Genomic DNA, 15825 nt, shown 5'->3' with positions numbered 1-15825 from the left:
AATACATTCTTTGTTGGTTGGAGTAACGTATTTAATGACCTTGCACAGATTTAAAGGATTGGTGAAACAGGGGTTGTAATGGAATTATTCTTTATAGATGCATTTCACGCACCTCTACTAATATTTAAGAAAAGGGGATGAAGTATGAGTAAACAGAAATTTACCACACTATATGTATTATTTAGTGTAGTTCCTTTTTTGATGTTAGTCTTTCCTCTATTTGAAATTGGAAATCGGGCAACACCTATCATAATGGGATTACCATTTTCTTTTTTTTGGGTCATTCTATGGATTGTTATTACGTTCGTAGCACTAATAGTTTTATACAGAATGGATCCTGATAATGAGGAGGAAGATGCCTGATGCCCGGTTATCAAATGGCTCTAATAATGATGATTGGTTATTTAGTTATTGCGTTAATCGTTGGAATAATGGCCGGAAGAGGGCGAGATAGCGGGTCTCTAGATGAATTTGCGGTGGCAGGCAGAGGAATAAGCCTGTTTGTAATGTGGTTTCTTATGGGTGGTGCCGTTTTCAGTGCATTTTCCTTTTTAGGAGCTCCTGGATGGGCATATTCAAAAGGTGCTCCTGCCTTATACATTATTACGTATACGGCATTTGCTATTTTACCGTGGTATATTATTGGACCCAAAATTGGGAAAATTGGGAAGAAACATAATTTTTATACAGTTGCTGCATTTCTTAAAGGAAGATTTAAAAGTCCTGCAATCGCTGTTATTGTAGGATTGATTGCGTTGTTTGCCTCTGTTCAATATTTAGCGACTCAAATGTCGGGTATGGCGATTATTTTTGATATCATGACAGAAGGACGAATCCCTATCTGGTTAGGTGCACTAATTTCTTATGGAATTGTGGTTATTTATGTGGCTACAGGTGGATTGCGTGCTGCGGCCTGGTCAGATGTTTTCCAGGGATTATTAATGATTATCGTTTCCTGGGTCGTTGGTATGGCGATTGTCTATCAATTACATGGCGGGCCAACTGATATGTTTACAAAAATGGTAGCGGAAACGCCTGAGTTTTTGCAAATTGGTAAAGAAGGATCGTCGATGGGTGCAATCGCTTATACAACCACGATATTAATATCTGTAATCGGATTTTTAATGTGGCCACATTTATTTTCCAAATCGTACGCATCGAATTCAAGAACAATTAAAAAGACCGTACTTGCCTATCCTGTATTTGCCTTGTTCCTTGTTCCGCTCTTACTGGTGGGATTTGCAGCCAAAGGAGTAGTAGATTCGGGTGAACTTGCAAACTCAGATCAAATTTTACCATACTTAATTACAGTTGTTATGAATTTACCTGGTTGGCTTTATGGACTGGTTGGTGCCGGGGCTCTTGCAGCAGCAATGTCAACTGCAGATGCAATTACCCATAGTGCATCTTTAGAGGTTACCGACGGAATTATTAAAAATATTTGGAAGAATTTATCTGATAAAAAGACATTATTAATCATGCGAATTGGTGTTTTTGTTATTGGTGCGTTGGCTTATTATATCACTGTTTTTGGAGGTCAGGGTCTAATTGCCTTGTTGCTCGGTGCATATGGTTCAATTGCACAGTTCGCACCGGGTATATATAGCGCATTATATTGGAGACGCGCCAATGCAAAGGGAGTCATTTCAGGTCTTGTCGTTGGAACATTAGTAAACTATTATTATCAGCTTGTTGCCACCTCGACACCATTTGAGATCCACGCTGGTATTTTAGGATTAATCGCAAATATCGTAGTTATGGTTACTGTCAGCTACTTAACAAAACCACAAGACGAAGAAGATGTTAAGAAATATGTAGATGCTGCATAAAAAAATGATATCGTCGGTTTCTCAAACCAAAGAGACCGACGATTCTTTGTTAAAAGTAGAGAGTGTTTCCTAATATATGGTAACTGTTACGAAAGGAAGGGGCTATGTATGAAGGCGGATATTGTTTTTATGAACGGTGAAGTTGTTACGGTTGACGATGATAATAGTGTTGTAGAAAGTGTTGCTGTGAAAGGGAATCATATAATAGCAGTTGGTTCAAATCAAGAGATTCAAGAATATATTTCTCATGAAACAAATGTGATTGATCTCCATGGGAAATCGGTGCTGCCTGGTTTTATTGATGCCCATCTGCATCTAACGATTTATGGAACGAACCTATTAGGCGTAAGTTGCATAGAACCTCATATTCAATCATTGGAAGATATATTTATTGATTTACAAAAAAAAGCGGAAGAGGCACCAAAGGGTCAGTGGGTACGGGCATGGGGATTTAATGAATCTAAATTAAAAGAAAATCGTTTTCCAACAAGGCAGGAATTAGATAAGGTTTCCACTGATCACCCAATTGTAATTATTCGTACATGTAATCACACTTCGATTGCAAACAGTAGAGCATTAGAAATTGCGGGGATTACAGAAGACACGGTAAACCCTGAAGGTGGGATCATTGGACGCGATGAGAATGGTGCTCTAACAGGGACATTAATTGAAAATGCACATATGCAGCTTTTTGAATATGCGAGTTATACGGATGAAGAAATACGTAAAGGTATGAAGCTTGCATCAGATGAATTTATTCAAGCAGGTATTACAAGTATACATGATGCCGGAGCATATGGGGATGGGGCGGAATCCCTTCGAATTATGCAGCAGGCAATTAAAGAGCAGGAAATTCGAGTACGCGTGTACGCAATTATTGGTTCATTAACGAACTCTCATGACTTCGTCGAAAGAGTGGTGAAAGCGGGTCTAATTTCAGGACTTGGCGATGATTATTTTAAGATTGGTCCTGCTAAATTGTTTACCGATGGAAGCAGTGTTGGGCCTACAATTGCAACGCGTGAACCATACTCTCATAATTCAAATGATTATGGTATTACATATTATAGTCAAGATGAGTTGAACCGAATTTTAGGAGAAGCCCATAAAAAAGGTTTTCAAATCACGGCACATGCCCAGGGAGACCGTGCTGTTGAAATGGTACTGGATTGCATTGAAAAAGCATTGGAGGAGCATCCGAGAATAGATCACCGTCACCGGGTCGAGCATGCTGGCATTTCATCCGCTGATTTGCAGAATAGGATGCAGAAACTTGGTGTTATCCCAATCCCTAACCCTGTTTTTATGTATGTAAATGGGGATAAGTATCTTGAATATTATGCTGAACGGGTGAATGTTATGTATCCGCTTCGCGATTATATCGACAAAGGAATCATTGCTGCAATCGGTTCGGATGCACCTGTAACATTTGTTAATCCTCTACTTGGGATTCACGCTGCAGTAAACAGAAAATCTTGGAAAGATCAATTGGTTGGGGAAAACCAGCGTATTGATGTTCTAGAAGCAATCCGTGCATATACCTATAATGGAGCCTATGCCAGTTTCGAGGAAGATAAAAAAGGAAGCATTGAGGTTGGAAAACTAGCTGATCTTGTTGTTTTAGATTCAAGTATCTTACATGCGGAATCCGAAAAATTAAAAGATATTAAGGTTGAGTTAACCATGGTTGATGGAGACATAGTATTCCAATCGAAGCAATTAGTTAGTAAATAGATAGTTTCTATTTCACAACGTTCCTTTAAGGCCATTGTTGGTGTTTGTAAACTTTACCTTTGTCACTGCACCAGCACCCCATGTGTTGCCACATACACGGCAAGTCACCGTTTGGGGTATGTCAAATCATTTTTAACTTTGATATATCTAGAGTTTCCTCAGAATAGGGTAATTCAATCCCGGTTTCCCCAAAAGGAATCCGGGTTTTTTTTGTCAATTTCCAATAAACTCTGTATTTTTCGCCGTATCTATGTTTATGTATAACTATTCAAATATATTATTGTGCACTGAAATTTGCAGGGGGAAAAAGAGATGAATTTAAAACTACCAAAAAAAACAATTGTAACAGCAGCAACTATTATTATCTTTGTTTTCGTTATTTCTGGAGGATTGTTTGCATACGACCATTACAATTACAAACAAAACATGGCTAAGGCTGAGGATCGTTTATCGGATTTACATAAGGAATTAACTTTAATCAAAGATCAAGCAGACCTTCTTAAATCGGATACGCCTGATTTTTTAAAAGCAGATTTAACACAAAAGGAAATTGACGGAGTAAACAGTTCATTAAATACATTTAAGAGTCCAAAATTCGACTTTGATACCAAGGGAAATGAACTAACAATTAAAATCGAGAAAATGAATACGGAGAAAGAATCATTAAAGATAGAACTAGAAGAAATTAATCACAAATTTTTTATTCAAGAAAAAGTCAATTCGTTGTTTGGTGGAGATGAGAAAGCAATAAATGGAGATACAGTTTCTCAAAACTTAGTGATTGCTGATGATTTACATGCAGAAAAAGTAATAGAGATTAAAAACATGGTGTTTGTTGAGGATAAAGAAGGAGATGTAAATGAGTGGCAAACTACAATAAACGACTTGGTAAAAGAAGCAGAAACACAAATAAATCAAATTGGAGCAGTTACAAAATCGTTAGAAATTTATAAAGATGGCCAAGTAGCAGAAGGAGTAACAAGAAAAGACTATGATTCGATGAAATTAGAGGTAGAAAAGGTGAAGAATCATAAAGCTAAAAATCGCTTATCTGAAACACTAGCAAAAATAGACCTTCACCTTAAAGAACAAGAGGAAGCGGCGAAAGCAAAAGCAGAAGCAAAGGCAAAAGCCGAAGCTGAGAAACAAAAAAGAGAAAAAGAGAGTATAACAGAGCAAAAATCCAATAAATCTTCGGCAAAGTCCAACAACACTTCAACATCCAGCAATTTAAAAATAGTGGAGTTAAAAGTACCTTATCTAAATCAGTATCTAGCTAATGCTCCTATGGGGTGTGAAGCTGCTGCTTTATTGCAGGCATTACAGTATAAAGGATATGCGAAAAATTATACACTAGAAAGATTTTTAGAGGAGATGCCTGTTGATCAAGAAGGCAATCCAAATAATGGATTTGGTGGAACACCTTATAAAGTAGTAAGTGGGGTTTACCAATCGATTTATCCGGCTCCATTAAGTAAATGGGGAAGTAAGTACGGTAGTGTTTCCAATATGACAGGAAGTTCAATAGAGAATCTTAAAAAACAATTAGAAAATGGAAATCCAGTGATTGTTTATGTAACCATGAATTGGGGTTCACCACAATATGGTCAATATTTTTGGGGAACAGGTATCGATAATGCGCACGTTATGACATTAAGTGGTTATAAGGAAGGTTATTATCATGTAACAGACCCAGCGGCCGGGAAATATTGGGTAAAAGCAAGTGCATTTGAAGCGAGTTATAATTTAACCAAATATGCGGTTGTAGTTTATTAATATAAACCAATGCTTTAGTAGAGATTGCTAGGTTGGGTATGTTTAGTGAATGTTAAGTGGTAACTCTATAGAGGCCATTCAAAAGTTTCGTTACTTTTGGAGGTCTTTTTTTTAGCTGTCTTTTAATAGTTTGAGAGAATAAAATTTAATTTTACCTCACAATAAAATATGATGTCAACAAGAAAATTGTGATATTTTCAAAAAAATGTTATAATAGTTTTACAATTATTAATTCAATCTCCTTTTTTAAAAAAACGTAGAAAAATTCAAACAGTCATGTGAGCTTTAAAAGTATGTTAGTTGAATAAAATGATCCATTTACGATCTAAAAGTAACGGGTTTTTTATTCTACAAGGAGGACTAGAAAATGAATTTAATCAATAAGAAAGTTTCACACAAGCGTTTTGGCATGGGTAGTATAGTAAATCATAATGATTCTAGTATTGAAGTGCATTTTGATTCGGAAAATAAAAAGTTTGTTTTCCCTGATGTATTTGAAAAGCACCTAAAGCTGCATGATAAAAGTATTGCTAATTCACTTGAAAAAATGATACAAGAGAAGGAAATGGAACGAAAGCAAGAAGAATGGAAGAAGGAAGAGGAAAAAAAGCTATACCGAAAAAGACTGGAACTTCGCTTGGAACATGAAAAACTTATGAAAAATCATAAACTTCATCCCGAATCACAAATGGTTTTTTGGTGTGATCCAGAAGAACAGGAAACTTCTTTTTCAGAGTGGAAGGTATTTTCGGGCGAAATCAAAAGTGGGAATAACAAGGGGAAGCCAAACAAACCCATCCGTTTGCACCAAAATAGCGCTGTTCTATTAACATCAGTTGATCCTGGAATGCCTGAAAAAGACAGACGTATCTTAGGTGTTTATATGGTGGATGAAGGTTTTATCGGTAAGCTTTGTGAAGATGGAAATATTCCTGCTCATTCACAATACAGACTCCAACTGACAAAACAGGAATCGGATCAGATGCTATTCTGGGATTATTATGTGAATCAAAAATTCCCTCACAAAATGACATGGAACACAGGTAAATACCGTTACTTTGAAAATTCATGGATGGCCCAAATTTTGCTTGATATTGTTTCGTTGAAAAATGACCCAAAGGAACGAGAGCTTGCACAACAATTCTTTGAGCACTTTTGTAAAATGAATCAAATAATCGAGCAAGAGTTACCCAAGCCTAATGGCGCATTAAAGCGTATTTAGACGTTAGTACAAAGATAATAAGAATGACAGGAACGTACCCGCGTTGGGTGTTGGTATAATAAAAGCAGTTGTTATAGAAAATCTCTATACCATCTGCTTTTTTGTAGTTTCTTTTTTTAGAAAAATGGACAAAAAGCGGAAGAAAAGGAAAGACTTTATGTTAAGAAGGTTGTACGCAGGATTCGGAGGATGAAAAGGAATGACAGATGTAAAATTAAGACCGTTAGAACGGGTTGACTTAGGATTTGTCCATAAATTAAATATTAATGCAAACATCATGTCCTATTGGTTTGAGGAGCCGTATGAGTCATTTGTTGAATTACAGGACTTGTATGATAAACATATTCACGATCAAGGTGAAAGAAGATTTATTGTCCAAAAAGGCGATGAAATGGTGGGCCTGGTTGAATTAGTAGAGATTGATTATATTCATCGTCGGGCAGAATTCCAAATTATTATTGATCCGAATCATCAAGGACATGGATATGCGAAGTCTGCAACATATCTCGCAATGGATTATGCGTTTTCTGTATTAAATATGTACAAATTATATTTAATCGTGGATAAAACGAATGAAAAAGCCATTCATATTTATAAAAGGCTAGGTTTTCAGTTTGAAGGAGAATTAATCGATGAGTTTTTTGTTGGCGGTGAATATCATAATGCAATAAGAATGTGTATGTTTCAACACCAACATTTTAATAGAGGTTCATGAGATTCTACGAGTATCCACATATTACATAGAATCGAATTTAATTTAAATTCGAGTGAAAACAATTTTATCGAACAGGTAAAAAGCCCAATCATAAAAAAGATTGGGCTTTTTGCTCTTCATTTTTGTGACGGATATTATTTTTTGGACAACTGCTTAAACGCAAAACTTTATTTTCAGGAGTATCATTTCTATAATGTAGGTATCACAGAAGAGAGAGAAGAGGGATTTACATTAATATTCTATGGGATTTTGACGGAACATTGTTTAACACGTATCCAGCACTTGTCAAAGGGTTTATCCATTTAAGTGGCAAGGATTTGGATCCAAATGAAGTTCTGAAGTGGCTCAAGGTCAACTCGAAAGTGGCCTTTCAGCATTATGGAATTGAGGAAAGTCAACGTCAGGAATACATCAAACTCTATAATCAGTATTCCTTTAACAGCCAGCCATTTGAGCATTTAGAAGAAGTTTTACAAGTGGCCGATGACAATTTTATCGTCACGCATCGCGACAAGGAGTCCACTTTGTTTCTTCTGGAAAAATTCAAGCTATTGCATTACTTTAAGGTGATAGTTTCGGTTGAGGAAGAAGGCTTTACCCGAAAACCACATGCAGCATCATATCAACATGTAATCAAGGACTATCCAATTGATTTGGTGATTGGCGACCGCGAATTAGACTTAATACCAGCGAGGGAATTAGGTATCAAAACTGTTGCCTTCGAAAATCCGGATATTGAGGCGGACTTTCACCTCGACAGTTATGCTGATTTCAAGATGAATGTTCTACCTTTTTTATAAAATAGCACTACGAATAATAATGTGGGGGATAAATCAATGATTAAAATTGGAGTTATTGGACTTGGAGACATTGCAAAAAAAGCGTATCTACCAGTTTATAGCGAATTAAAAGAGATTGAGTTTCACTTTTACACACGAAACCAAGAAAAGTTACGATCAATTGCTGGCCAGTATCGGTTTGAACATATTCACTCCGACCTCGAATCCCTGGTTAATAGTGGGATTACGGGTGCATTCGTCCATTCGTCAACAGCCACTCATGAAGAGATTGTTGAGTGGCTTCTCCATAGCGGAATCAATGTGTTTGTAGACAAGCCCATTACGGACAATTATGAAGGTGCCAAAAGGCTTGTTGAACTGGCGGAAGATCAAGGACTTATTCTGATGGCGGGATTTAATCGCAGATTTGCCCCTTCATATGTAAGATTGAAGGAAGTTGCTCAGCCAAATATGGTGGTTGTCCAAAAGAACCGCAATAATCTTCCAGGTGAGCCAAGGACGTTTATTTTTGATGATTTTATCCATGTTGTGGATACAATGAGGTACTTGTTTCCTCACCCGATTGAGGATATTATCGTGAACGGTCGCATGGAAAATGAAGCGTTATACCACGTTGTGATTCAATTTATTTCCCAATCTGGAACAGCGATCGGCATCATGAATAGGGATAATGGAACCACTGAGGAAATGGCTCAGGTTATGGGTCCATTGGAGAAGAGGACAGTCACAAACGTATCGACTTTAGTCATTTCGAAAGGGATGAAAAATAGTGAGATCCGGAGCAGTGATTGGGAACCTACTTTGGTTAAAAGAGGGTTTGAGCAAATGGTGAAAGATTTTATTCAGGCCGTCAGCACAAATTCAGAACCTGCAATTTCAGCGTGGGATGCACTTGAAACCCATGAAATTTGCGAAGAGATTCTATCGAAACTAGTGGAAAAGAAAGAATAGTACACAAATATACTTTCAGTTGGAAACGATTTCTTGGCAGATAACTTGGCATGCGTTTCCAGGAAAGGAGGATAAAATGTCAAAAGTGAAAGATGAAATCACTTTAAGAGGGCTTAAAGAACATAATTTAAAAAATATCGATTTAAATATACCGAAAGAAAAAATCATCGTATTTACTGGTCTTTCAGGTTCAGGAAAGAGTTCGGTTGTTTTTGATACATTGGCAACTGAAAGTAGAAGACAAATGACGTTGAATTATCCTCTTTATGTCCGAAATCAAATGCCAAGGTACGAAAGACCCCACGCTGACCTTATGCAAAACTTAAGCCCGGTTGTTGTAGTGGAACAACGACAGATAGGGGGCAATACACGTTCGACAGTTGGTACCTATATGGATATCAATCCATTACTTAGACTTTTGTTCTCGAGAATAGGAAAGCCATCAATCGGTTCTGCCACCGATTTTTCGAGTCAAAGTTCTTTTGGGAGATGTCCAGAATGTGGTGGATTTGGAGAGGTCATTGCACCAGACTTACATAAGATGGTCGATTTTGATAAATCACTTCGAGAGTATGCGGTGAGATTTAAGCCATTATCTCCTTCAGGTTGGCAAGGGAGATGGATGATGACGGGCGGATTATTTGATTCAGATAAACCAATCAAGGACTACTTAGATGAAAAACGCCGCCTGCTCTTATATGGTCCCCCGGAAGGTGAAAAAGTCTATGCACCGTTCCATACAAAAAATGGACCACAGGATCATGAGTGGGATGGGCTATTGCCTCGATTTACGCGCCTTTATATCAATAGAGACATCTCAAAGCTGAAAGAAGTATCCCAAGATGATGTTTTAGCAGTGACAACTCAATCCTTATGCCCAACCTGCCATGGCTCTGGCCTAAATCCAAAAGTATTAGAATGTAGAATAAATGGATTGAATATCGCAGAATATGATCAACTAGAGCTTCCAGAATTACTAGCAGAACTCAAAAACATTAAAGAGCCGATGGGGGAGTCGATCGCGCAACAAGCAATCCCGCATGTAAAACAACTCATTGACATGGGACTCGGATATTTAAGTCTGGCAAGAAAAATGGGCACCCTGTCCAGTGGGGAAGCTCAAAGGGTTAAAATCGCTCGTCATTTAGGGAGTAGCCTAAATAACATTACATACATTTTTGACGAACCAAGTGCAGGACTTCATCCAGAAGAAGTCAATTTGTTGATCCAGATGCTAAAAAGATTAAAAGACCAACATAATACGGTAATCGTAATTGAACATAATCTATCAGTCATAAAAATAGCGGATCAAATCATAGAAATGGGACCAGGGGCAGGAGTAAATGGTGGAGAAGTTGTCTATCAAGGCAAATTAGAAGGCCTCAAAAACTCTCCAACTGCAGCGGCCCTAACCCGCAAGCTAAACATTAATAAAAATCCAAGGGAAATTAAAAGTTATTTTCCACTTAATAACGCAAACATCAATAACTTAAAAAATATTAGCGTCCAGATTCCCAAAAATGTCTTAGTCTCTGTATGTGGGGTGTCAGGCTCAGGTAAGAGCTCCTTATTATTGGAAGCATTCACGAACAAGTATCCTGAAACGATCAAGGTAGGGCAAGGAAGCATCGGAATTTCTAACCGTTCGACTTTAGCTACATATATGGGAATAATGGATGATATTCGTGCAATATTTTCAAAAGAAACAGGACAACCAGCGGGTTTGTTCAGCTTTAACTCCCTAGGGGCATGCCCTATCTGCAAAGGAAAAGGAGTCATAAAGCCTGACGTAGCCTTTGCAGATCCGGTGACAATCCCTTGTGAGACATGTGGCGGCACGAGATATTCAGATGAAGCGCTTGTCTATCGCTATCAGGATAAAAATATAGTAGACATTTTAGATTTAACCATCGACGAAGCTAATCAATATTTTAAACTACCAAAGATCATAAAAAGAGTGCATACGTTAAAGGAAGTAGGATTAGGATATTTAACCTTAGGCCAGACGACAAGTTCGCTAAGTGGAGGAGAAATCCAACGTCTAAAACTCGCAAGCCACCTGCAAAAAGAAGGACAAATCTACCTGTTAGACGAGCCATCCTTAGGACTGCACACAGAAGATAATGAAAAACTCTTAGACGTATTTCAAAATCTCGTAAACAGAGGAAACTCTGTTATCATCATCGAACACAATCTAAACTTTATAGCGGCAAGTGACTGGGTAATCGAATTGGGTCCATCAGGAGGAAAACAAGGCGGACAAGTTATATTTGAAGGCACACCAGAAGAGATATTAGATGCAGACACATTAACAGCGAAATGGGTAAAGGATGGAGTTATTACGCATATCACATAAAATGGGGAGGTAACTATGAAGATCGGTGTAATTGGAGCGGGGGCAATTGCTACTTTTTTATTGAAAGAAATCAATCAAAATCAACATGAAAATCTAGAGATTAATAGTATTTTGGTACGGAATAAGGAAAAGTATGGGGTGTTGGAGTCAAACTTTGGGGTGAAGTTGTTTACTGACCTCCAAGCTTTTCTTGATTCGGAAATCGATATTGTGGTGGAGGCAGCGAATATAGATGCAGTGAAAACCTTGTTACCATCGGTTATGAAGAAAAAAGATGTAGTGTTAATAAGTATAGGCGCTCTTGCAGATGAAGCGCTTTTGACAGAACTAAGTACTCTTGTAAAAGAATATAAGAATGTAGTTCACTTGCCTTCTGGTGCAATTGGTGGTTTGGACTTATTGCAAAATGCACACGCTCTTGGTGCAGTTAAAAGCGTTTTGCTGACTACCCGGAAACCTGCTAGCTCACTAATCGACGGGCCTATCGATGAAGCAAAGGTTGTTTTTGAGGGAAAAGCGATTGATGCCATTAAGCAGTTTCCGAAAAACATGAATGTCTCCATTGTCTTGTCGTTGGCTGGGGTAGGCATAGAGAAGACGAGTGTGTGTCTAGTGGCCGATCCACATATTGAAAAAAACATTCATCAAGTGGAGATAGTAGGAGATTTTGGGGAAGCAACATTTTCGATTACGAACAATCCACTACCAGATAATCCAAAGACAAGCTATTTAGCAGCAATGAGTATCCTCGGGACATTAAATAGAATGAATGACAAACTAAGAATCGGTGGATAACTTAGAGCGAGCCTTAAAGGTTCGTTCTTTTTTCACTATTTTAAAGGTTTTAATTAAAATATGATCACCGGCTTAATTGATGGAGCAACCGCGCAGAAGGCTGTAAATGAATTTAAAAAATTAGTTCACGAACCTGATTTGTTAGTAGCATATTAATCTAAAGAGTAGTCTAAAGAGAACTGTCCTCAAAAAACGAGGGCAGTTTTTCTTTGAACAAGTAATACTTGTTACGACATGCATTCTCGATATTAAGAGTCAAGTAACTCAAATTGTTTTTCCATGGAACAACCGGTCAAACAAGAATACTCAGGTCTTCTCTATTACTTTCAAAACCTACATTTGATAAAAAGTACCTAAGCATGGTATAAGTGTAAAAGGAGCAAAAACATTTTTGCTTTTTAATTTTGGGACAAGAGTTAGGCTTAGTATCCCATTATGAAAGGATTTGTAGTGGAACATGACAGAAAATTTTTGGCGTGAATTACCACGACCATTTTTTATACTAGCACCAATGGAAGATGTGACAGATGTTGTTTTCCGACATGTTGTGAGTGAAGCAGCTAGACCCGATGTGTTTTTTACTGAGTTTACAAACACGGTGAGTTATTGTCACCCTGAGGGAAACCAAAGTGTGCGTGGGCGATTGACTTTTACAGAAGATGAGCAGCCTATTGTGGCTCATATATGGGGCGACAAGCCCGAATACTTCCGACAAATGAGTATTGGAATGGCGGAGCTTGGCTTTCGGGGAATAGATATCAATATGGGCTGCCCTGTCCATAATGTGGCATCGAAAGGGAAAGGAGCTGGTCTGATTCTCCGTGCGGAAGTGGCAGCAGAGTTAATCCAAGCAGCAAAAGCAGGAGGATTACCTGTAAGTGTAAAGACAAGGCTGGGCTACACGGATATAGACGAATGGCGAGACTGGCTAAAACATGTATTGAAACAAGACATTGCGAATCTTTCTATTCATCTCCGTACAAGAAAGGAAATGAGTAAAGTAGATGCGCATTGGGAGCTGATTCCGGAGATTAAGAAACTTCGTGATGAAGTGGCGCCCGATACCCTTTTAACGATCAATGGGGATATTCCTGACCGTCAAAAGGGCCTAGAGCTGGCTAATCAATATGGTGTTGATGGGGTTATGATTGGGCGTGGTATTTTTAAAAATCCATTTGCCTTTGAAAAAGAGCCAAGAGAGCACAGTAGTCAGGAATTACTCGATCTCTTAAGATTGCATCTGGACCTCCATGATAAATATTCAAAAATAGAGCCACGTTCATTCAAGCCTCTTCATCGCTTTTTCAAAATCTATGTCAAAGGATTTCGAGGGGCAAGTGAATTAAGAGTTCAATTGATGAACACAGAGTCAACAGATGAAGTTCGTGCTTTGCTCGATAACTTTGATTTAGAGAAAGTTGATGGGACTTTAGAATAGTAGATGTAGCTTCAAAAATTATCGTTTATAGAAAGTAGTGAATTGGCGGGTGTGAACGGTATTGAACCGAATTCATCCCGCCGATTTTTGTTTGATTTGGTCCTAACCGTACTTTAGCTATATTAACGGGTTGGGATTATACCGTTTATGCCGCTTGCGGTATACCATTTATCGTTTTGCGGTTGAGCGATATACCGATAAAGCCGCTTGCGGTATACCATTTATCGTTTTACGGTTGAGTGGTATACCGATAAAGCCGCTTGCGGTATATCATTTATCGTTTTGCGGTTGAGTGGTATACCGGTAAAGCCGCTTGCGGTATACCATTTATCGTTTTGCGGTTGAGTGGTATACCGAAAAAGCCGCTTGCGGTATACCATTTATCGTTTTACGGTTGAGTGGTATACCGAAAAAGCCGCTTGCGGTATACCATTTATCGTTTTGCGGTTGAGTGGTATACCGATAAAGCCGCTTGCGGTATACCATTTATCGTTTTGCGGTTGAGTGGTATACCGATAAAGCCGCTTGCGGTATACCATTTATTGTTTTGCGGTTTAGTGGTATACCGGTAATGCTTTATGCACATCTATTAAATTGCAAATATACCCACAAGGGTATATAATGAGTATAAGAATAACAATAGAATTTTTTCAATAAAAGTAACAAAAGAAGGGAGGTCTTAACATGTCTGATAACCCTAATCAAAAAAAGGATTGCGCCACAACGGGTTCCTGAGGAATTAGTCGACCTAACGTTTCTGAAGAAGGAAAACCGGTAAGAAAACCGATTCCCATATGACCAGGGACATTAGTCTGGCTCCTGGGAGGAGCCATTTACCTTATTTATTTAGTAATTCGAGAACACACTTGACTTTAGTCATAAGATGAATTGAACCTTTTTTGTTGTCATAACCGTACATACGTTCTGTAATTAGAGTAACTATTTTCCAAAGGAGGTGTACATTTTGAATCGACATAAAGCCTATAAATTTCGCATCTATCCAACGAATGAACAAGCAGTTTTAATCAATAAAACCATTGGTTGTACTCGTTTCGTGTTTAATCATTTCTTAGGGAAGCAAAAAGAAAAAGATGCTTATTGGTATATAGTTGAACTGATGGTTCAAAATGGTCAACTTCCCACTAACAACTGGAAAGGCTCATTTTTTAATAAAAATGAGTCGATTAAAGCTGTCAAAGAATTAAAACAGCATTACTCCTTCTTAAAAGAAGTAGACAGCATTGCCTTGCAGAAATCCGTTGAAAATCTCAATGATGCTTATACTCGTAATTACAAGAAACAGAATGGCTCACCGCGTTTTAAAAGCAAAAAGAACCCTGTGCAATCCTATACAACAAAATATACGAATGGAAACATTGCGATTGTCGGCAATAAAGTAAAATTGCCAAAATTGGGCTGGGTTCGTTTTGCCAAATCAAGAGACGTGGAAGGTAAAATCCTGAATGCAACGATTAGACTCAACTCTTCGGACAAATACTTTGTATCCATAGTTTCAGAAGTAAACATTAAACACCTTCCAAAAACCCAAAAGGAAGTCGGTATTGATCTTGGGTTGAAGGATTTTGCTGTGTTTTCTCATAAGGAACAAATTGAAAACCGCCATTTCCTACGGAGCATGGAACAAAAATTAATCAAGGAACAACGTACCCTTTCTCGTAGAATAGAAGGTTCTTCGAAGTGGCAACAACAAAAAGTCAAAGTCGCTCGACTTCATGAGAAAATCTCCAATCGAAGAAATGATTACTTGCACAATACTTCTACACAATTGGTCAAAAACCACGACCTGATTGTTATAGAAGATTTACAAGTAGCCAATATGCTGAAAAACCACAAATTAGCCAAAGCCATTAGCGATGTCTCATGGGCTGAATTTCGTACGATGTTGGAATACAAATGCAACTGGTATGGGAAGAAACTTGTTGTCGTTTCGAAGAACTTTCCAAGCAGTCAGCTATGCTCTTGCTGTGGCTATCAACATAAAGAAGTGAAGAATCTTCAAGTACGTCAGTGGGTATGCCCATCTTGTCATGCACAACATGACCGAGACCACAATGCAAGTATCAATATACTTGCCGAAGGGAAACGTCTCATAACAGCATAAACATTATAGAACCGTAGGGACTACGGGGATAGCCTACTTACCTTGCTCCATAAGGAGTAATAGCGTAGGAATCCTATGTCTTTAGTC

At 38.1% G+C, this 15825-nt stretch carries 12 protein-coding genes and 2 pseudogenes; all 14 read left to right on the top strand.

Annotated elements, in window-relative coordinates:
- Positions 1–144 precede the first annotated feature (144 nt).
- The 14 genes and pseudogenes from E1I69_RS07430 (at position 145) to tnpB (ending at position 15738) form a co-directional block, all read left to right on the top strand.
- Positions 145–363, top strand: a complete 219-nt coding sequence (locus E1I69_RS07430) for a DUF3311 domain-containing protein (RefSeq protein WP_136378974.1) — start codon at positions 145–147, stop codon at positions 361–363.
- Positions 363–1829, top strand: a complete 1467-nt coding sequence (locus E1I69_RS07425; RefSeq protein ID WP_136378973.1) for a sodium:solute symporter family protein — start codon at positions 363–365, stop codon at positions 1827–1829. Before E1I69_RS07430 ends, E1I69_RS07425 begins: the two co-directional genes overlap by 1 nt.
- A 108-nt stretch (positions 1830–1937) precedes the next feature.
- Positions 1938–3563 carry an amidohydrolase gene (locus tag E1I69_RS07420; RefSeq protein WP_136378972.1) on the top strand — a complete coding sequence of 542 codons (1626 nt, stop codon included), beginning with the start codon at positions 1938–1940 and terminating at the stop codon, positions 3561–3563.
- Positions 3564–3875: 312 nt separating this feature from the next.
- Complete coding sequence (locus E1I69_RS24785) at positions 3876–5339, top strand: C39 family peptidase (protein ID WP_207308518.1); 1464 nt, start codon at positions 3876–3878, stop codon at positions 5337–5339.
- 367 nt (positions 5340–5706) lie between these two features.
- Positions 5707–6561: a malate synthase gene (locus E1I69_RS07410; RefSeq protein ID WP_136378971.1), complete on the top strand. Its 855-nt coding sequence runs from the start codon at positions 5707–5709 to the stop codon at positions 6559–6561.
- 199 nt (positions 6562–6760) lie between these two features.
- Entirely contained in the window at positions 6761–7276 is a 516-nt protein-coding gene (gene speG / locus E1I69_RS07405; protein WP_136378970.1) for a spermidine N1-acetyltransferase, read from the top strand.
- Positions 7277–7500: 224 nt separating this feature from the next.
- Entirely contained in the window at positions 7501–8076 is a 576-nt protein-coding gene (locus E1I69_RS07400; RefSeq protein ID WP_347561800.1) for an HAD-IA family hydrolase, read from the top strand.
- A gap of 36 nt (positions 8077–8112) precedes the next feature.
- Positions 8113–9027, top strand: coding sequence for a Gfo/Idh/MocA family protein (locus E1I69_RS07395; protein WP_136378968.1), 915 nt, complete (start codon positions 8113–8115; stop codon positions 9025–9027).
- A gap of 76 nt (positions 9028–9103) precedes the next feature.
- Positions 9104–11383, top strand: a complete 2280-nt coding sequence (locus E1I69_RS07390) for an ATP-binding cassette domain-containing protein (protein ID WP_136378967.1) — start codon at positions 9104–9106, stop codon at positions 11381–11383.
- Positions 11384–11398: 15 nt separating this feature from the next.
- Complete coding sequence (gene nadX / locus E1I69_RS07385) at positions 11399–12178, top strand: aspartate dehydrogenase (protein ID WP_136378966.1); 780 nt, start codon at positions 11399–11401, stop codon at positions 12176–12178.
- Between the two features lie 53 nt (positions 12179–12231).
- A pseudogene (locus E1I69_RS25445) lies at positions 12232–12334 on the top strand (2-oxo acid dehydrogenase subunit E2); the annotation flags it as partial.
- 301 nt (positions 12335–12635) lie between these two features.
- Positions 12636–13616 (top strand): tRNA dihydrouridine synthase, encoded by a 981-nt coding sequence (locus E1I69_RS07380; protein ID WP_136378965.1) that lies wholly within the window; start codon positions 12636–12638, stop codon positions 13614–13616.
- Between the two features lie 955 nt (positions 13617–14571).
- Positions 14572–14649 (top strand): annotated as a pseudogene (locus tag E1I69_RS25440) (helix-turn-helix domain-containing protein); the annotation flags it as partial.
- Positions 14641–15738 (top strand): IS200/IS605 family element RNA-guided endonuclease TnpB, encoded by a 1098-nt coding sequence (gene tnpB / locus E1I69_RS07375; protein WP_431731867.1) that lies wholly within the window; start codon positions 14641–14643, stop codon positions 15736–15738. The pseudogene E1I69_RS25440 and the gene tnpB, both read left to right, overlap by 9 nt.
- Positions 15739–15825: the final 87 nt, after the last annotated feature.

It is taken from the genome of Bacillus timonensis, from assembly GCF_004799755.1.
In the GTDB taxonomy this organism is placed as follows: Bacteria; Bacillota; Bacilli; order Bacillales; family Bacillaceae_L; genus Ferdinandcohnia; species Ferdinandcohnia timonensis_A.
The sequence above is the reverse complement of the archived record's forward strand: the minus strand, read 5'-3'. Positions and strand labels throughout refer to the sequence as shown.